Source organism: Bacillus sp. FSL E2-0195 (assembly GCF_038003645.1).
Taxonomy (GTDB): Bacteria; Bacillota; Bacilli; order Bacillales; family Bacillaceae_G; genus Bacillus_A; species Bacillus_A mycoides.
Genome location: NZ_JBBOPN010000001.1, coordinates 2,775,728 through 2,794,441, shown reverse-complemented (window position 1 = coordinate 2,794,441; position 18,714 = coordinate 2,775,728). Strand labels below are relative to the sequence as shown.

Genomic DNA, 18,714 nt, shown 5'->3' with positions numbered 1-18,714 from the left:
ATTGTTTATAGAGAAAAATCGGAGGAAAACAAATGAAATTCATCTTAATATTTGGCCCGCAAGCAGTCGGGAAAATGACGGTCGGGCATGAGTTAGAAAAAATAACTGATTTAAAGCTATTTCATAATCATATGACGATTGATTTTGTTAGCTCGTTTTTTGATTACAGTACAAAGCGGAAGCACAACGGTTAGTAAGTTTGTTTCGTAATGAACTATTTGAAGAAGTGTCTAAAAGTGATTTATACGGAATGATTTTTACATATGTATGGGCATTTGATCTTCAATCGGATTGGGATTACATAAACCATGTAGTAAGTATTTTTGAATCAAAAGGCGCAGCAGTATATTTTGTAGAGCTCGAGGCAGAATTAGATGAAAGATTAGAGCGAAATAAAAGTCCACATAGACTAGAGCATAAACCGAAAAAAAGAGACATTGAATGGTCTGAAAAAAATTTAAAAGAAACGATGAAAAAACATAGATTAAATTCATTTCATGATGAAATTGAAAAAGAAGAGTACATAAAAATTAATAATACTCATTTGAGTGCTAAAGAAGTAGCTGTAATGATTAAGGAAAAATTCCGATTGTAAAATACTTAAATGCTGTTACGTTTTCATTGTCCAAGCATTCTCCTACTAACTACACATACTATTTATATTAAGGACGGTCACTAATTTATTGAGAAACCGTCATTTATATATAAATGACAACTTTGGAAGGAGGTAAGAAAAAATTGGAAAATGAACAGCCAGGAAGAATTGAAAATCAAGTGTATTCTAATCGAGTTGTAAGATCAGAATTTGATAAGCATTGGGAAACTTGTATTTCAAAAAGTGGTTATGTAATCTATGTAGCGACAAGTGATCATGCTGAAGTAATAGTACTTCTTTCAGATGGTTCAAGTAAATTGTTAATCTTCGAAAAAGGCGGAAAAGTAGTAGTGGGTGGTGGTGGAACAAGTCATTATAGCAAACCGCATATTGCAAGAAATATTTAATGTGAAAAATGTTAATCGAGAAGATGCTGGTAGCCTTATAACCTTTAATTTATATATAAAAATACAAATCATAAAGTAAGTTTTTTTAGATTCTGGCGTTTTTTGTAACAAAAATAAGATGAAAAAGATCTTTAACGTATAAAGGTCTTTTTTGTTTTATTATAGCAGGGATATACTGTATACATAAAAAAGTGTAGTGAAAAACAATCAGCCTTTCATGTACTATACATGAAAGGCTGATTGTTTTTATGTGTTGAAGGAGTCTTTTAGAAGAATTGTAGTTTTTAGATTGATAGTTAAAACTGTAACAGCTTATGTATAATTAATATCATTTTGTCAAATGAATGTCACATAAAAGTCTTATAGTGTATATAGAAAGTGAAACATATACAAAGCAGGAGATGAAATGATGAAAAAGGCACTACAATATATATTCATATTATTTACGTTAGTTACTTTAAGTTATGTAATTTATATTAACTATGAAAAGCAGAAAGAGATTAAAAATAATAAACAAGTAATTAGTGAAGTTGCAAAGAGGTATGATATTCCAGATTGGATACCATTATCTATTGCTGATCATGAAACAAAATTTGATCGAAAAGCGATAGGGGATAACGGAACATCTTTCGGATTATTCCAATTACATCGTGGTGGATTAGCACCAGCGCAATTATCGGAAGAGAGTTTAGTGGATTCGCGTATAAATACAACGATAGCAATTTCAAGTATGGTCAAATCGTATGAACGTGGTGTGAAAAAAGGACTGCAGGATTGGGAGTTGCTTAAATATGTTGCTAATACATCAGGGTGGCCAGGAAACTTAGGAGGAGAATGGACAGATAATAATACGAAATATAATAAAGGGCTAGAACAATCATATCAATTATATAAAAAAGAGAAGTAGATATAAAAAGGCATTTTCAATTTGGGGAAATGTCTTTTTTATGTTATAGTATAAAAGTGTTTGGGTGTTATGTTATTTCGATATATCTTCAAATTTGTTGTGTAGTATTTTTATATTAAATAACTACTAAAATCATTTTTTTATATAAGGAGTAAGAAGTAGGGATATGAAAAATATAGATTTTATACTAGAAAGTGATGAAACATTAAAACCGTCAGAACGATTAGTACTATTATTATTAGAGAAGCATAGAATGTTATATACGAACGATCTATTAGCTCTTTCAAATTTATCATATAAAACATTAACAGATTCACTAACAGCACTCGTTTTAAAGTCTTATGTTTTAAAGGATACAGGTAAGGGAAGAAGGCAGAATTGTTATAGATTAGTATGATAAGAGTACTGCTATAGATTCTTGCTATATATGTATTTTTCAAATGTAAGGATAAATTCCATTTTTATTTTCAAGTGATAAAAAACTATTAATTTAAGTAAATAGCCGGTTTTGAATATATAAAGAGTTCATGGCTGTTAAATATATAATTTCATTTCATTTTTATTAATGTTTATTAGTTGTAAGTGAAAATGATATTTTTTTAAACAAATATAAAAATGAAATTCAAAAACAATCTACTCATTAGAGTGGGTTGTTTTTTTATTAGGATAGCGAATTATAAAAATAATATTATTATGTAAACTTAATTATTTAGAAAGGAACATGTGATTATTAATGGAATTTATTAAGGGGTACTTAACATTTGTATACATGGAGGTTCATTATGGAACAAATCATATCAATATCACAAGCAGTCATAAGAGGGGAAAAAGAAAAGGTAGTAGAAATCATTAATACGGATCCAAGTGTTGTTAACTCATTTAGTGAAGATGGATGGACACCGCTTCACTTAGCTGCTTATTTTGGACAGAAAGAAATTGCAAGTTTCCTTTTAGAACAGGGAGCAGAAATACATATTAGAGCAAAAAACGAAAATGAAAATACACCTCTTCAAGCAGCAATTGCGAATAAGCAAAGCGAGCTTGTAGCTTTCTTAATTGAAAAGGGATCAGATGTGAATGCTGTGCAAAGTGGTGGCTGGACAGGACTTCATGAAGCGGCGTTATTAGGAAATGAAGAAATCATTATATTACTTCTTGAAAATGGTGCTAATAAAATGATTAAGAAAAATGATGGAAAAACCGCATATGATATTGCTTTAGAAAAAGGGTATGAATCCCTATTACATCATTTGCAAGAGGAAGTGAGCTTATGATTAGCCACTGGAATGTAGGGATTTTTCTTTTTAATGAAGTGGAAGTGTTAGATTTTGCGGGTCCATTTGAAGTTTTTTCCGTTACAGCAACAAGTGAAGGTCAACTATTTACAGTTCATACTGTTAGTCAAGATGGAGAAATGATTACAGCGAGAAATGGATTAAAGGTACAACCGGACTATAGTATCGAAAACTTGCCTCCAGTTGATATTTTAATTATTCCTGGTGGGTTAGGTGTTAGAGAAAACGAAATGAAAAATGAAATAATAACAAATTGGATCCGCGAGCAAATGAAAGAAGTAAAGTTAATGACTTCTGTTTGTACCGGTGCGCTTTTACTTGCGAAAGCTGGATTACTCGATGGCTTCAAAGCGACAACACATTGGGCAAGTATTGAAAGTTTTAGAAATGATTTTCCGAATGTGGAAGTATTAGAGAATGTAAAGTTTGTAGATGAGGGGCATATTATTACGTCTGGAGGAATTTCAGCTGGAATTAATATGTCATTTCACATTGTGAGAAATTTGTTGGGTGCTCGGGTTGCTGAAGAAACAGCGAAGAGGATGGAATATGATATAGATTTAAAGTATTAAAAGTAAAACAAGACCAGCAGTTGGATATTTCCAGCTGCTGGTCTTGTTTTATATTGACTGAATATGCGCTAATTCCTCATCTGTAAGAATCGGACGGATAGACGAGTCTGCATTTTCTTTCGCTTGTTTTTCTGTTTTTGCGCCAGGAATTGCGACCGATACCGCTGGATGAGTGAGGACATAACGAAGTGCAAGTTGCCCTAAGGTTTGATTTTCATTTGAGAGTAATCGTAGTTTCTCTACTTTTTGTAAATCTTCTTGAAACCACTTTTCTTTTGGCCATTCTTTGCGTAAATCTCCGTCAAGAAAAGTTGTTTTATTTGTAAATTTTCCAGTTAATATCCCCATTTTTAAAGGGCCGCGTATAACAGCTCCTAAATTGTTCTCCTGTAGGTAGGGCAGTATGTCGTTTTCCGGTTTTCGGTTTAATATGTTGTAATCAAGTTGCACAACATCAATTTCATTGTTTTTATTGAAGTGTTTTATATATTGTATGTCGTGAGTTGAAACACCAACAGCTCTTACTTTTCCGTCCCGTTTTAATATTTCAAATGCTCGTAAAAATGCTTCTGTTTCTTCTTGTTTATCCCACCAAATGTGACAGAAATAAACATCAATATAATCTGTTTTTAGGCGCAGTAAGCTAGTTTCAAATACTGCGATCACTTTTTCTGCAGTATTATAAACAGGCTCTCCACTTGGATCATAGTGATGCCCAATTAAACCGCCTTTCGTTGATAAAACGATATTATTACGGTGCTCTCTTATCGCTTGAGTTACTAACCTTTCACTATGTCCTAATCCGTATACATCAGCAGTATCAATAAAGTTTACGCCACATTCAATTGCTTTCTTCATAGCGGTTATAGATTGTTCGTCGTTAACAGGACCCCATTCATCGCCGCCAATCGCCCACGCTCCAAAGCCAATTTCAGAAACAGTAATTCCAGTTTTACCTAATGTACGGTAGTGCATCATTTTTCCTCCTTGTAAGCATGTTATAACATCGGTATGCAAAACTAGAATTTATATGTGTAAAAATGTTTTCTACAATTGGGGAAAAAGAATAACATAAACTACTATTTTATAGCAGCATAAATAAAAATTCTCATTTTAAATACAGAGATGTCGTCGAACGCTATCTCTAATTGGTTAATTTGTGAGATTTTTTTGTGAAGGAGGTTATTTTATAAGAATAGAATTTAAGTTAGTAAGAGATCGTGCCTATGGTAGTGAGAAAATATGGGTTAGGGGGATTTGAAAATGAGGAAACTCAAAAGAGTCAATGTTCCTAATATACCAGAGCAACTATCACAGCCTAACGACAAGCGAACTATAAATAAGAAGAAGTTAAGGCGTTTTATTTTCATGTTCATTTTTATTGCTGCGACTACTTTGTACGTTCAATATATTTTAACGAAACAACAAGAAGTAATTAATGGCAAAAAAAATACAATAACAAATCAAAAGAAACAATTAGTTTCTTTAAAGAAAGATCAAGGTTCTTTAAAGACTAACATTGAGAATTTAACCGATAATGAAGAAGAGATTTTAAAGTTTGCTAGAAAAGAGTATCTATTTTCTAAGTCAAACGAAACAATATTCGTATTGCCAAAGTGAAGTGGTGGAACAGTTAGCGATAGCTAACTGTTTTTTGATGTATGAGGGAAAAGTTGTTTGTAGTGTGAATGTCATGGTACAAGGAGAAATGACATATTGTAAAAATGAGAAGTTTGAGCCAATTTTAATTGTTTTAAGAGATTTTCATAATTATGGAATATATGTCAGGATAAATATTGTTAAAATTCTGTCAATTGTATATAATACAAGGTAAGCGGATACATTTTTTAATCAACGTTGAGTTAACAGCTTATACGTCTGTTAAGAAAACCGTTATCCTCGTATAAGAAAGGAAGATAGCTGTGTACGCTTCAAATACAATTTACGTCGTAGGGGATGCGAAAGCACCTCAAAATAATCCCATTACCGAAAAGTTCAAAAGTTATTTTGTAGCATTTGTACTTGAGAAGGATACAGGGGAAATTGTAGATGCAGATTGCTCAGCCACAATTGCATTAACATCTCAATTTGTTAAATATTTGTTTCTACATAAAAATATTAATGACCCAGCATTAGTAACAGAAATAAAAAATCGGTACTTCGGTTCGTGTCAAAAGGCGCTACTTGTAGCGCTAAAGGATGCACAGAAAAAATATAATCAGATCGCTGCTTTGTCTACCCATTCATAGACAAAATCCAGCCGTAAGAATCTTCTTATGGCTGGATTTTTTTGTTTCACATTAACGGAAAAGCCACCCGGATATTAAAGTATCACTCTATAAACAATGAAAGGATGAACAAAATGAAAATTACCGATGTGAAGGTAAACCGCCGACATGTAAAGCTTCATACACCGTTTAAAACTGCGCTTCGCACTGTAACGGAAATCGAAAGTATAGATGTGTTTATTCATACAGATGAAGGGATTGTTGGAAAAGGAGCTGCTGCAGCAACACCAGTTATTACAGGTGATTTTGCCAACGGGATTGAGGAAGCAATATTAGGGCCAATTCGCTCCGTATTAGTTGATAAAGGTGTGCTGCAATTTCAAACGTTATTGTTACACATTCAAATGAGCTGTATAGGAAATACAAGTGCGAAAGCGGCGGTAGATATGGCTTTATACGATGTATATTGTCGATTTCACAACATACCGTTATATGCATTGTTAGGTGGGAAGAAAGAGATTTATACTGATATTACAGTAAGTGTTGATGAGCCTTTATTAATGGCAAAAGAAGCGAAAAAGCATATCGAAAAGGGATTCCAAACATTAAAAATTAAGGTGGGTAAAGAGGCACATTTAGATTTAGAACGCATAGAGGCAATTCGAAATGTAGTACCAAAGAATACGACGTTACGTTTAGATGCAAATCAAGGATGGAAACCGAAAGAAGCGGTTTCTATTATTAGAGAATTGGAGAATAGAAATTTAAATATAGAATTTGTAGAACAACCAGTTCATGCGAAAGATTGGGAAGGATTAAAGTACGTGAAGGACAATGTACAAACGCCTATTATGGCAGATGAAAGTATGTTTTCGGCAAGAGACGCATTAAAGATTGTCCAAGGAGGATATGCAGACCTACTTAATATTAAATTAATGAAATGCGGCGGCATACGAGAAGCATGGAAAATTGCGGATATTGCGGAAGCAGCAGGTGTGAAATGTATGGTCGGAAGTATGATGGAATCTTCACTTTCAGTTAGCGCTGTTGCCCATTTAGCTGCGGCTCATCCGAATATTCATTACTTTGATCTTGATGCACCGTTATGGTTAGTAGAAGAGCCAGAAGGGATGACTTACACTGGTCCAAAGGTAAACCTGCATTCTATAGTGAATATACAATCTTAGAAGTAGTACCTAGTAAACTATCTTATAAGGGGGATATATATGAAAAAAGTAGGAACTGCATTTTTAACAACTTTATTTATATTTTCATCGTTTACTTCGGTGAATGCTGAAGAGAAGAAGGATAGTAAAGCATTTATAGATGTATCTGCTGCAACGTTATGGACTGCACCAGATTCATTACGACCAATTGATGCACCGAGTGCGACAAATCCAGTTGATTTATGGAAGTGGACGAAATCAATGACGCTAGATGAGAAGCTTTGGTTAACGAGTGCAAATAAATTAGAAACGCAAGCGCTACTCGGTCAAGAAGTAACAGTAATTGATAAAAAAGGTGATTGGGTAAAAGTACTAGTGCACGGACAGCCAACGCCGCGAAATGAAGAAGGGTATCCAGGGTGGATGCCTGAAAAACAATTAACGTATAATCAGGAATTTGCAGATAAAACAAACGAAGCTTTTGTATTAGTAACGAAACCGACAGCAATTGTATATATTAACCCTTCTGAAAAACATAAATCGCTAGAAGTCAGTTATAATACGCGTTTACCGCTATTAAGTGAAGATACGATCTCATACCGCGTATTGTTGCCAAATGGTCAGAAGGCGTGGCTACGGAAAAATGATGGAACTGTTTACCATTCTCAAAATGATATTCCGACTCCAACCGCTGATGACTTAATAAACACCGGAAAAATGTTTTTAGGATTACCGTATATATGGGCTGGTACAAGTGGTTTTGGATTTGATTGCTCTGGATTTACACATACGATTTATAAATCACATGGCATTACAATACCGAGGGATTCTGGGCCACAATCAAAAGCAGGAATTGCGGTTGATAAAGAAAACCTACAAAAGGGCGATTTAATATTCTTTGCACATAATCAAGGAAAAGGTAGTGTTCATCACGTTGCCATGTATATTGGTGATGGAAATATGATTCACTCTCCAAAGGCTGAAAGATCGGTAGAAATTATACCGCTAAATACACCAGGATATATAGAAGAATACGCTGGTGCTCGTCGTTACTTACCTTAAAAAAGATAGGGGGGCTTTATATGAAAAAGGTTGTTCGCTACTCATTAGTTAGTACTCTACTTGTATCTTCATTTTTAGTAGGCTGTGCTAAAGAAAAAACAGCTACAAAGCCGAAAGATGAGAAGAAAGTATTACAACTACTAGAAACGGGTGAAATTCCATCATTAAATTCAGGGAAAGTAACAGATGCGGTATCATTTAACGTTTTGAATAACGTAATGGAAGGGTTATTCCGTTTATCGAAAAATGATGAAGTGATTCAAGCGGGAGCACAAAAATATGAAGTGAGTAAAGATGGTAAGACATATACATTCCACTTACGTGATGCGAAATGGTCTAACGGAGATCCAGTAACAGCTCATGATTACGTATATGCTTGGAAGCAACTTATAAATCCAGATACAGCCTCTCAATATGCATATATCGCGTACGATGTGAAAAATGCGGAGAAGATAAATAAGAAACAATTAGGCTTAGAAGAATTAGGTGTGAAAGCAAAGGATGATAAAACGTTCGTTGTAGAGCTGGAACATCCTGTACCGTATTTTACGAAACTACTCATTTTACCATCTTTCTATCCAATTAATGAAAAATATGCGAAGGAGCAAGGTGATAAATACGGGTTAGAGGCAAATAAAGCGATATATAATGGGCCGTTTACATTATCAGAGTGGAAGCACGAAGCGAGCTTTACAATGAAGAAAAACGATAAATATTGGGATAAAAAAGAAGTGAAGTTAGATGAAGTAAACTATCAAATTGTTAAAGAAATTTCAACTGCGGTAAATTTATATGAGACAGATAAAGTTGATAGAGCTGTCATTTCAACAGAATTCGTAGATAAATATAAAAATAATAAAGAGTTGAAACAATATACAGATCCGGTTATGTATTTCTTCCGTTTCAATGAAAATGTGCCGATTCTTAAAAATAAAAATGCACGTCTTGCGCTAAGTACAGTGTTTGATAAAAAGGGCTTGGCGACATCATTTTTAAATGACGGATCAGTTGCTGCGAATTATTACGTACCAAAAGGATTTTTAAAAGGACCAGATAAGAAAGATTTTAGAAGTACGGCAGGTGAGTTTAATAAGACGGATGTAAAACAAGCGAAAGAATATTGGGAAAAGGCGAAGCAAGAGACAGGCACAAATGAAGTGACGTTAGAACTATTAAACTATGACTTAGAGAACTTTAAAAAGGTAGGCGAATATATTAAAGAACAGCTTGAGAAAAACTTACCGGGGCTAAAAGTAAATGTGAAATTACAACCACATACGCAAAAATTAGCGTTAGAGAAGAAAAAAGAATACGAAATGTCGTTATCACGTTGGTTACCTGATTATCCAGATCCAATGACATACTTAGAAGTTTTCCTTTCGGGAAGTACCGTAAATAATACAGGATATGCAAATCCAGAATATGATGCGTTAATTAAGAAGATTAAAACAGAATTAGGTAATGATGAAAAAGCTCGTTGGAAAGCACTGCAAGATGCGGAAAAAGTGCTCCTTGATGATGCGGTAATTGCACCAGTATTCCAGCGCGGTCTTTCTTACTTACAAAAACCATATGTGAAAGAATTATATGTACATCAATTCGGTCCAGCTACAAGTTTAAAATGGGCAGATGTACAAAAATAAAGTGATGGAGAAACAGACTTCACGTATGTGATAGTCTGTTTTTTCTTATAGATTCAAATGAATTATAGACATTTTATAAGTTTTTTCATAGCTTAAAAATAAAATTATTACATAAATTCCAGTGTGAAATTTATGTAGAATCTTGTATAATTAACATGTTTCTTTGGAAACATTTTCTTTCTCTATGAATGTATGAATTTGCAGAGAAAAGAGAGGAATACATACATGTATACAATAGATAAATAGAATGGGACATGTATAGAAAAAAGGAGAAAAATGATGACGTGTCATAAACAAGGGTTACAATTTATTAGCAATAGAAAGAGGAATAAACGATGAAGATGAAGCATGCTTTCGGACCAATTATTTTAGCCTGTGTACTCTTTTTCATTGTATTGCTTATTCCATCTAAGAGTTTAGTGTCACTAATAAGCGATAAAAAGATAGAAGATGCAGCAACTTCCTTACAAAAAGAGAAATTACAAAGTGTTTTCTTGCAACAGAAAATGTTAGAGAATTCGCAGTATTTACCGATGTATGGTTCATCAGAGTTTTTACGAATGGATGCATATCATCCATCTAACTATTTTAGAGTAAATCCAGCAGGTTTTACTCCATTTTTAATAGGGACTGGTGGTACGCAAAGCTTGGCTCATATATTAAATATGACGTCTACAATGGATGAATTAGAAGGTAAAAAGGTAGTCTTTGTTCTTTCACCACAATGGTTTACAAAAACCGGTGTATCACAAGGGGATTTTACAAATAATTTCTCCAAACAACAAGCCTATCACTTTATTTTTAATGACGAAATAAAGCCTGAAATGAAGAAAAAAATCGCGAAACGTTTACTAGATTATAAAGTTGTTCGTAAGGATGCGATATTAAGTAGTTCGCTAGAAAGTATTGTATATAACGATACAAAACATAACATAAAAGCTGGACTAGCTAAACCGCTAGCGTATATGTACCGGAACATTTTAGATCATCGAGATTTATTTAACTCTCTATTTAAGATCGAACCGATGAAAGAGGAAACAAATATGGGATTACGTTCGCTTTCTTGGGAAGATGCACGTAAACATGCGGAACAAGAAGGTAAAGTAGGATCCACAACAAATACATTCGGAATTGAAAATCCATATTATTATAAACATAATTTAAAGAAAAAATTAAAAGGTTTAAAAAACTTTAGAGCAAATGAATCGTATGATGATTCACCAGAATATGATGACTTACAAATTGTTTTAGATCTTTTCAAAGAAAAAAATGTAAAACCACTCTTTATTTCTGTGCCTGTAAACGGACCGTGGTATGATTACGCTGGTTTCCCAAAAGAACGTCGTGATGTGTATTACAATAAGGTTCGCGATCAAGTTGAGAAAGCGGGATACCCAGTAGTCGATTTTTCTAGCCATGAATATGATAAGTATTTCTTAAAAGATACGATTCATTTAGGCTGGAAAGGATGGATCTATTTTGATGAAGCAGTGCAGAAGTTTTACTCTGAAAAATAATGCATAAACAATAGAAACAGGAATGGCAATAAAGCCGTTCCTGTTTTTTAGTATAGAGGATTTTGGTGTGGGCAATTTGGAAAGACGTGTATATCTTGAATTTGTCTAAAGTCATAATGTTTCATGGCGAACTGGGCTTGGTAAAGGTATTCGTAAACAAATAATTGATTATTTTGAACGCCGCATAAAACGCCGGATGTCCCTTGCCCATTAATGAGAGAAACACCAACAGGGCGTCCGATTAAGTATGGTGCTTTTTGCTGCCAATGCATAGGGAATCAATCCTTTTTGAGTTACTATACGTATTTTATAGTGGAATTGTTGCTTATCCATGTAAATCTTAGACTGGAGGGGTTTTTATGTAATGTCTAGAAGTTATATATGAATCGATTATTAGTGTGAAAGAGGAAGGAATGAATTATGGAGAAAGAAAGTATTCTAGAAAAAAAGTTAAGTCTAATAGATTGGTGCCAAACGTTGAAGTATGTAACTAATGATGTATGGTTTAAACCTTTTAGAAAAGGTTCATGGGGAACCGCGGATGTGATTTCACATTTAATCGTTTGGGATGAGTTTTTAATGAAGTTTAGAATTCCATACTTTATAAGCGGACAATCTGTATCCAATGTTCCAACAGGTGTTGAGGAAATGAATGAGGGTGCAATAAAATATGCGAGATCCGGTATTTCAAAAGAAGAACTATTAGATCAATTCAGCTTTACTCGTAAACAATTAGTTGATCAAATTAATCAAATTCCTGCCCAGAATTTTAATGGTGACTATCAATTCGGCACAAAAAGAGTGAGGTTAAACGATTATTTTCCATCACTCATTCAGCATGACTTAAAGCATAAAGAAGAAATAATGCAATTTATAATATATAAACAAGCCTATAATAAAAAACCGCTATAATTCTACATGAATTTATAGCGGTTTTTATTATAATCTTAAGCAAGATTTTTACGTTTTTTTGTCCACTTTTTTATTACGAAATATAAAAGTATAAGTACAACACCACCGATAGCGAACGATTTCACATACGGTCCAGCAATATCGTTAATATTCTCCCAATTTTCACCTAGTTTCTCACCTAAATAAATGAAAATGATAGACCAAGGGATGATCGCAAGTGCTGTTAATGTAGTGAAACGTAGTAATGGCATTTTTGTAATACCAGCAGGAATTGATATCGCATGACGAACGATAGGAATGAAACGTGCAGTGAAAATTACGCCAGTTCCGTAACGATTAAACCAATCTTCAGCAGCATCCATTTGTTTTTTATGTATGAAAATATACTTACCGTAACGTTCTAATACAGGGCGACCACCATATCGACCAATCCAGTAAACAAAGATTTGGGCAATAACCCCACCAATTGTACCGAATATAACTGCGCCTACAAATGAGATACTACCATTGAATACTAAGTATCCCGCATAAGCAAGGACAATCTCACTTGGAATAATTTCAATCATAAGTCCAAGCATTATGCCCCAATAACCTAATCCCTCAAAAAATGTTAATACTGAATGAATAAAACTACTTAACATTGTTGCACCTTCTAATTTATGAATTTTGAATATAAGCCCCTTTATTTAACAATATAAAAGGTTCACTATATGTAGATTATACCTTATTTATATAGGGGATTGCCATTTCAATTCTTTTATGTCTCTCATAAGTATTATAGTAAAGGATATAAGCCCAGTTTTCATGAAGAGATAATGAAAAGATTATTAAAAATTTCTCATAAAAAAATAGAAGCATTTCTGCTCCTATTTTTTACGGTTTCACTTCTAAATTTTGTAAAAACAAAGTTGCTGTTACGTAACGTTTCGCTAACATTTGTACATATGCGGTATGTACAGAAAGGGTGGCGATAATAATGGCGTTACGAATTGCTTCGCGTTGTTCGTTGTTAACCTGATCGAAATTGCTTGCAATTTTATCAGCTCTTTCTTTCACGATATTTTCAATTGTATGGATTGTGTCTGTTGCATTTAATTGTAAGCAATTCCCTTGATTGAGTTCTTCAAATAGAGAAGAGTATGCTCCGTACAAATGAACAGGATTGATTAAGTCATCACTTCGATCGGCCGGGTCATTTACGATGAGTCGTAATAGTTTGCGAATAGATTCAAAATCAAGCGCTGTTTTTAAATCTTCGACAATGAATAGTAATGCTGCTTGTTCGATTGAGTATTTCTTCCCTTTTTGAGGGGAGCCAATCATTTCTTTTATATCTCGTTTCACCCAGTTTTGCATAGCAGTTACAGAGAAACTCGTGTTTTCAATCTGATTGCCAAGCGCAACTATTTCATTTAAAGAAAAACCGACATCCGTATCGTCAATCTTAATCAATTTTTCAAAAATAGGTGAAAGTGCGGTTGTAATAAAAGCAGTAACGCTTTGTCCGCTTTCAATATCTTTTTTATGTGACTTTGCCCAAGCTTCTTGTAAAATGCCGAGAGGCTTCTTCGTATTCCATCCTCTTAGTGATAGAAGGAGCGTTGCCATTTCGTTTCGTGTGAGATGAAATGTTTCCATCTTTTCACCTCCAAAATTATAAAAAGTTCTTATGAACTTATAATATGTTTTGTTTCATTTAAAGTCAATTCCGTTTTGCTTAATTTTTCCTATGTCATGAAATTGTCGTAAGTAAATAATGCTTGCATATTTCGACAAAAGTTCATATAATAAGTTCATAAGAACCTTTAAAATGGTTTTAAAACAAATCTATCATTCTGAATTTACTAGAAAGATAGATTTCACATATATCTATATAAAAGGAGAATGGATATAATATGTTGAAAAAACTTGTAGCAGTAATGACAGCATTCATGGTTATCTTTGGGGCTAGTAGCTTTATGTTCGTAGATCATGCGGCAGCGAAAAGTTACAAATCTGGTAAAAAATCATATACACCAAGTTCAGGTCAAAAGTCAAAAGTTGATTTAAACAAAAAAGATTCTAATGTGAATTCACAAAAAACGACAACTGATTCAAAAACAAAAGCAACAAACACAGCGCCAAAAAGTAATAAAGGTGGCTTTATGAAAGGCCTATTACTAGGTGGTCTTGGTGGTTTACTAATGGGTAGCTTATTTGCAAATATGGGAGCACTTGGTTCTGTATTAGCGTTTATGGTAAATATGTTAGTAATGGCTGGTATCGTAATGTTAGCAGTTCGTGCATTTAAATACTTCAAAGATCAACGTAAGAAAAAGGCAGATGAAGTAGCATGGAAACAATAAAAATTTCTGAACAAGAACTTATAAATGCACTTTGCGTATATATCGCTGAAAAACGACAAGTTGGTCCAGAAGAAGTTTCAGTTGAACTAATGTATGATGATGACTACGGTTTCTCTGCAGAAGTAGAGGTAAATGGTCGCCAGCAAATTTTAATTCAAGCAAACTTAATCGAAGCACTACGCTTGTTGCTTGATCGAGAATACAACGTCAATTCATTTGCAGCAAGATTGCAACTTGAATTAGATGATGAAGAAGGCATTTACGCATTAGCGAAATTTAATAACTCGGACGAGTAGTGAAAAGAGCTGTTGAGAGTAATCTCAGCAGCTCTTTTTAGTATGTGCATATGTAGAAGAATAATCACGCCAAAGTTCATTCATCTTCCGTCTACCAACATCAATCATTGGATTAAATTGAATCGCTGCTTTTTGACGAACAGAGTGAACGTTTTGAATTGCTTGTTGTAATTGTTGGTCGACTACGTCAAGTTTCTCACTTGCATGTTTAGCGACAGATAGACCTGCAACTGTCCCTTGCACCATCGCGATTTTTCCGCTTTCAATACCAGTAATATTTCCAGCTACAAATAAACCTGGAAGAGGGGTTTCCATTTCTTCTGAATGAAGTGGAACATGTCCGCCTAATTCTGGAATGTAATGGAAAGGGCATCCTGCTACAGCGGCAAGCTCAGCAAGCGGATATAAACCTCCGGCTATACAAACGAAGTCTGCCTCATAGATCTTTTCTGATCCGTTAATAATATTCCCTTTAGAGTCAATGTTAGCAACACGTACACCCTCTACTTGATCTGTACCGATAATTTCAAGTGCAGCTTTACGAAGATGAAGCGGCGTCCCGTTTATTTTCATGCCGCTATTTGGATAAAATGTTAATCCAGCTTTTCGAATCCAATCATATTTCATAAAACGGCTACCTATACGTAGGAAGGGAGATGGGGCGAGGTGAGCCGCATTTAAGAGCGATTTTAAAACTTCTTCTGGTTCACCGGCCTTTTGGCTTAACTCGCTTTTTTCAGGGATTACAATATGATCCACTGTGATGCCAGCTAATTGCAATTCGTTTAAAATGGCGAATGACAAAATATTAGCACCGATAATGATTCCCTTTTTACCAACTTGAACGCGGTGAACATTTGTCATAACTTGAGCTGCGCCAATTGACATAACCCCTGGAAGTGTCCAACCGGGTAGGGGAATAGAATACTCCGCAGCCCCAGTAGCAATTAGTACGAACGGTGCTTCTAACGTACCGATATTTGTATGCACGAACCAACAACTCTCATCTTTATCTAAATTATATACGGAAACACCGCACCGAATATCGACTGAAAGGGATTTTGCTTCTTCGTGAAGACGTTTTGATTCTTCTATTCCGTTCCACCATTCCCCAGTAGGCTCTTGATGCAACTGTCCTAACAATCTCCCGCCCGGCTTCATAAATTCATCAATAACAAGTACGTTAAGTCCAAAACGTGCACAAGAGATGGAAGCTGATAATCCTGCTGGTCCTGCACCAATAATAATTACATCGATCATCGCTTTTTCACCATCTCTCTCACGATATTTGGATGCTGTTTTCCGCTGTCAACAACCATATCGTTTTCAACTACAGTTAAGCAAGCTCGTACATTCGTTTGATTGTTTACAGTCACGCGGCATTCAGAACAATGCCCGATATTACAATAAATACCTCGCGGAGTTCCGCTATCTTCATGTACTCTTAACGTTCTTATTCCGTTTGCAAGTAGAGCGGCCGCTATCGTTTCATGTTCATATGCTTCGTATTGTTGACCGTTAAATTGAAAAGTGATGTGCTGATTATTATTTAAATTACCTAAAATAGGGTGATTTGTAATTCTACTCATGATTTTCACCTACCGCTCCAAAAGTAACTGCACGCACGGGTGGTTGATATTTTAATGGAATTTCATTTTGGGATATGTTAGGATTCGCATTTTCTACCATTCGTTCTATCGTCATTCTACATGTTCTACCGCCGCAAAAACCCATACCAGCACGTGTTCTTAGTTTTAGCTCACGAGCTGAGCAATTATATTCAGCAATTGTCGATTGAAGTTGTCCGTATGTAACTTCTTCACAACGACAAACAATTAAGTTCTCTTTATTCGTCATATGTATTCCTCCTCTAGTTCGGTTTACATAAATTATTATGCAAAAACTATGCCAATATAGAGGAGGAGAGGGGTTATTGTAACCCTAGTCTTTTTAAACGGTTATATAAAGTGGCCCTCGTTACGCCAAGTTGTTTCGCACATTCTAATTTATTACCATCTAAAATGCGTAAGGCTCTTTCAATTACCTTTTTCTCGTGCTCATCCATTTCTTCTTGTAAAGAAAGAATCGTATTATTGTTGCTGAGTAATAGGGATTGAGCTGTATGATTGTCTAAAGTTTCATTTGTATGAAATGGTAAATATTCTTGTTTAATAATGCCGTCTGTCGCAAATACGACGAGTCTTTCAACTACGTTTCGGAGCTCGCGAATATTACCAGGCCAATTGTAATGAAGTAGTTCATGCATAATATTTGAAGGTAAGTCTCGAATAGGCCTGTTATAGTTTATTGAAAAATCGTTTAAAAAGGAGTACGTCAATTCGATAATATCCTCTCGTCTTTCGCGCAGCGGTGGAATAAGCAAGCTAACTACATTTAAGCGATAGTATAAATCTTCTCGGAAAGTTCCTTTTCTCATTTCTTCTTGTAAATCACGGTTTGTAGCAGCGATAATGCGGAAATCAATATTTATTTCTTTTTCTCCGCCAACTCGGTAATACTTTCGTTCTTGCAGTACACGTAAAAGCTTCACTTGCATATCGAGCGGCATTTCACCTATTTCATCGAGGAACAAAGTACCACCTTGTGCGAGTTCTATTTTACCTTTCTTACCTTTACTATTTGCACCAGAAAAAGCCCCGCGCTCGTAACCAAATAATTCACTTTCAAATAACGCTTCTGGGATTGCGCCGCAGTTAATTGAAATGAAAGGGGCATTTGCTGTCTCACTTGCTTCATGAATTGCTTTCGCAAACACTTCTTTTCCAACTCCGCTTTCTCCGAGTATTAAAACCGTGGATTTCACTGAACAAACCTTTCTAGCTAATTGAATCGTTCTTTGTATAACAGGGCTTTTTCCATTCATCGCAAGGAAAGGATCGGATGTATCTTTATATTTTGCTACTTCTTGTTCTAATCGGTGCATTTCATGCGACATATTAAATAGTTTTTCATTCAAAGCGACTTGATTTGTAACATCAGTTTCAGAAACGACTGCTCCTATAATTTCATCGTTACAATAAACTGGGTTTGAATTAATTAATACGAACAAATCTGGACGTGGCTGATGGAACTGAGCAATTATGCTTTTTCCGTCATGTAATGATTGTAGAATTTCTAAATCTTTATAATCAAAAAAACGGGTAATGGGTTGTCCGATAATTTCATTATGGTTCACTGAAAAAATCTTTTCAGCGCCATCTGTCCAAGTACGAACGCATTCTTTATCGTCGATGACTGTAACAGAAGAATCAGACGTTTGAATAACAGTGTTATAAAAAGCTAGTAGTTCATTGTAATACTTATAAAGAAAAGGAATCATTTGCTGAGCAGTTATACAGCATAAAGGCTCTTGATTTTCTTTAATGATGACAACGGCTAGTTCATGAGAAAATGCGTCGATTAAAGTAGTGAAAGAGTCATCTTCATATATAACTGCGCACCTCCATTCCTCAGTAGGTGAATGGAGGTAATAAAATTTTTCACCTACCTGTTTCATGCGCTTAACGATACTTGTACAATCAATTGACAAAATTTTTATTAACTCTTTTATTGTTGGGAATGAAAATGCCATATTGCCCTCCTATTATGTATAAAAATTTAGACAGTGATAAAAAAATAATACACCTATTTACGATAAATTTAAAATATTTTTACAAATAAAAATTATTTCATATAAATAGTTCTGTATGTAGAGTTGGCACACCAATTGCATAAATAGAAAGTGAGAGATTTAGGAGAAAGGAGGGGT

23 protein-coding genes and 1 pseudogene are annotated in these 18,714 nt (G+C 34.6%); 16 read left to right on the top strand and 8 right to left on the bottom strand.

The window, feature by feature from the left end; genetic code table 11:
- Positions 1-32 precede the first annotated feature (32 nt).
- The 6 genes and pseudogenes from MHH59_RS14350 to MHH59_RS14325 all read left to right on the top strand — a co-directional run bounded on the left by MHH59_RS14350 (position 33) and on the right by MHH59_RS14325 (position 3,776).
- Positions 33-595: pseudogene (locus tag MHH59_RS14350) on the top strand (AAA family ATPase).
- Positions 596-738: 143 nt separating this feature from the next.
- Complete coding sequence (locus MHH59_RS14345) at positions 739-1,002, top strand: hypothetical protein (RefSeq protein ID WP_002127785.1); 264 nt, start codon at positions 739-741, stop codon at positions 1,000-1,002.
- Positions 1,003-1,408: 406 nt separating this feature from the next.
- Positions 1,409-1,909, top strand: a complete 501-nt coding sequence (locus MHH59_RS14340; RefSeq protein ID WP_002012946.1) for an invasion protein — start codon at positions 1,409-1,411, stop codon at positions 1,907-1,909.
- A gap of 166 nt (positions 1,910-2,075) precedes the next feature.
- Positions 2,076-2,306, top strand: coding sequence for a hypothetical protein (locus MHH59_RS14335; RefSeq protein WP_000789035.1), 231 nt, complete (start codon positions 2,076-2,078; stop codon positions 2,304-2,306).
- A 385-nt stretch (positions 2,307-2,691) separates the two neighbouring features.
- On the top strand, positions 2,692-3,183 hold the full coding sequence (locus MHH59_RS14330; RefSeq protein WP_002127784.1) for an ankyrin repeat domain-containing protein: 492 nt from the start codon (positions 2,692-2,694) through the stop codon (positions 3,181-3,183).
- On the top strand, positions 3,180-3,776 hold the full coding sequence (locus MHH59_RS14325; RefSeq protein ID WP_002168209.1) for a DJ-1/PfpI family protein: 597 nt from the start codon (positions 3,180-3,182) through the stop codon (positions 3,774-3,776). Before MHH59_RS14330 ends, MHH59_RS14325 begins: the two co-directional genes overlap by 4 nt.
- Positions 3,777-3,824: 48 nt before the next feature.
- On the opposite strand, the gene MHH59_RS14320 is transcribed toward MHH59_RS14325, so the two are convergent.
- Positions 3,825-4,751: an aldo/keto reductase gene (locus tag MHH59_RS14320; RefSeq protein WP_340851572.1), complete on the bottom strand. Its 927-nt coding sequence runs from the start codon at positions 4,749-4,751 to the stop codon at positions 3,825-3,827.
- Between the two features lie 288 nt (positions 4,752-5,039).
- Between MHH59_RS14320 and MHH59_RS14315 the strand changes: the two genes are divergently transcribed.
- The 7 genes from MHH59_RS14315 (at position 5,040) to dltD (ending at position 11,392) form a co-directional block, all read left to right on the top strand.
- Positions 5,040-5,396, top strand: coding sequence for an FtsB family cell division protein (locus tag MHH59_RS14315; protein WP_340851570.1), 357 nt, complete (start codon positions 5,040-5,042; stop codon positions 5,394-5,396).
- Positions 5,335-5,610: a hypothetical protein gene (locus MHH59_RS14310; protein WP_340851569.1), complete on the top strand. Its 276-nt coding sequence runs from the start codon at positions 5,335-5,337 to the stop codon at positions 5,608-5,610. The genes MHH59_RS14315 and MHH59_RS14310 overlap by 62 nt, the downstream gene beginning before the upstream one ends.
- Before the next feature lie 88 nt (positions 5,611-5,698).
- A complete protein-coding gene (locus MHH59_RS14305) occupies positions 5,699-6,025 on the top strand; it encodes a DUF3870 domain-containing protein (protein WP_002127779.1) in 327 nt (108 codons plus the stop codon).
- Between the two features lie 104 nt (positions 6,026-6,129).
- The gene (locus tag MHH59_RS14300; protein WP_003189768.1) at positions 6,130-7,191 is read left to right on the top strand and encodes a dipeptide epimerase; all 1,062 of its coding nucleotides are present in this window, start codon (positions 6,130-6,132) and stop codon (positions 7,189-7,191) included.
- Positions 7,192-7,230: 39 nt separating this feature from the next.
- A complete protein-coding gene (locus tag MHH59_RS14295) occupies positions 7,231-8,232 on the top strand; it encodes a C40 family peptidase (RefSeq protein WP_002185644.1) in 1,002 nt (333 codons plus the stop codon).
- 20 nt (positions 8,233-8,252) lie between these two features.
- The gene (locus tag MHH59_RS14290) at positions 8,253-9,875 is read left to right on the top strand and encodes a peptide ABC transporter substrate-binding protein (protein WP_002127776.1); all 1,623 of its coding nucleotides are present in this window, start codon (positions 8,253-8,255) and stop codon (positions 9,873-9,875) included.
- A 335-nt stretch (positions 9,876-10,210) separates the two neighbouring features.
- Positions 10,211-11,392: a D-alanyl-lipoteichoic acid biosynthesis protein DltD gene (gene dltD / locus MHH59_RS14285; protein ID WP_002127775.1), complete on the top strand. Its 1,182-nt coding sequence runs from the start codon at positions 10,211-10,213 to the stop codon at positions 11,390-11,392.
- Between the two features lie 47 nt (positions 11,393-11,439).
- Here the strand turns inward: dltD and MHH59_RS14280 are convergent, their stop codons facing one another.
- Entirely contained in the window at positions 11,440-11,664 is a 225-nt protein-coding gene (locus MHH59_RS14280) for a hypothetical protein (protein WP_033729255.1), read from the bottom strand.
- Between the two features lie 148 nt (positions 11,665-11,812).
- On the opposite strand from MHH59_RS14280, the gene MHH59_RS14275 reads away from it, so the two are divergent.
- Positions 11,813-12,304 (top strand): DinB family protein, encoded by a 492-nt coding sequence (locus MHH59_RS14275; RefSeq protein ID WP_003189773.1) that lies wholly within the window; start codon positions 11,813-11,815, stop codon positions 12,302-12,304.
- Positions 12,305-12,339: 35 nt separating this feature from the next.
- Here MHH59_RS14275 and MHH59_RS14270 read toward each other — a convergent pair whose 3' ends face one another.
- Both MHH59_RS14270 and MHH59_RS14265 read right to left on the bottom strand, forming a co-directional pair.
- Positions 12,340-12,945 carry a DedA family protein gene (locus MHH59_RS14270; RefSeq protein WP_002032601.1) on the bottom strand — a complete coding sequence of 202 codons (606 nt, stop codon included), beginning with the start codon at positions 12,943-12,945 and terminating at the stop codon, positions 12,340-12,342.
- Positions 12,946-13,177: 232 nt separating this feature from the next.
- A complete protein-coding gene (locus tag MHH59_RS14265) occupies positions 13,178-13,942 on the bottom strand; it encodes a DUF1836 domain-containing protein (protein WP_016127125.1) in 765 nt (254 codons plus the stop codon).
- Positions 13,943-14,199: 257 nt separating this feature from the next.
- Here MHH59_RS14265 and MHH59_RS14260 point away from each other — a divergent pair, with 257 nt between their 5' ends.
- Entirely contained in the window at positions 14,200-14,649 is a 450-nt protein-coding gene (locus tag MHH59_RS14260; protein ID WP_002032604.1) for a hypothetical protein, read from the top strand.
- Entirely contained in the window at positions 14,637-14,945 is a 309-nt protein-coding gene (locus tag MHH59_RS14255) for a YxcD family protein (protein WP_002127770.1), read from the top strand. Before MHH59_RS14260 ends, MHH59_RS14255 begins: the two co-directional genes overlap by 13 nt.
- Before the next feature lie 24 nt (positions 14,946-14,969).
- On the opposite strand, the gene MHH59_RS14250 is transcribed toward MHH59_RS14255, so the two are convergent.
- The 4 genes from MHH59_RS14250 to MHH59_RS14235 form a co-directional block, all read right to left on the bottom strand.
- A complete protein-coding gene (locus MHH59_RS14250) occupies positions 14,970-16,205 on the bottom strand; it encodes an NAD(P)/FAD-dependent oxidoreductase (protein WP_002127769.1) in 1,236 nt (411 codons plus the stop codon).
- Complete coding sequence (locus tag MHH59_RS14245) at positions 16,202-16,534, bottom strand: (2Fe-2S)-binding protein (protein ID WP_033713751.1); 333 nt, start codon at positions 16,532-16,534, stop codon at positions 16,202-16,204. The genes MHH59_RS14250 and MHH59_RS14245 overlap by 4 nt, the downstream gene beginning before the upstream one ends.
- Entirely contained in the window at positions 16,527-16,802 is a 276-nt protein-coding gene (locus tag MHH59_RS14240) for a (2Fe-2S)-binding protein (RefSeq protein ID WP_003189776.1), read from the bottom strand. The genes MHH59_RS14245 and MHH59_RS14240 overlap by 8 nt, the downstream gene beginning before the upstream one ends.
- A 73-nt stretch (positions 16,803-16,875) precedes the next feature.
- Positions 16,876-18,537 carry a sigma-54 interaction domain-containing protein gene (locus tag MHH59_RS14235; protein WP_003189777.1) on the bottom strand — a complete coding sequence of 554 codons (1,662 nt, stop codon included), beginning with the start codon at positions 18,535-18,537 and terminating at the stop codon, positions 16,876-16,878.
- Positions 18,538-18,714: the final 177 nt, after the last annotated feature.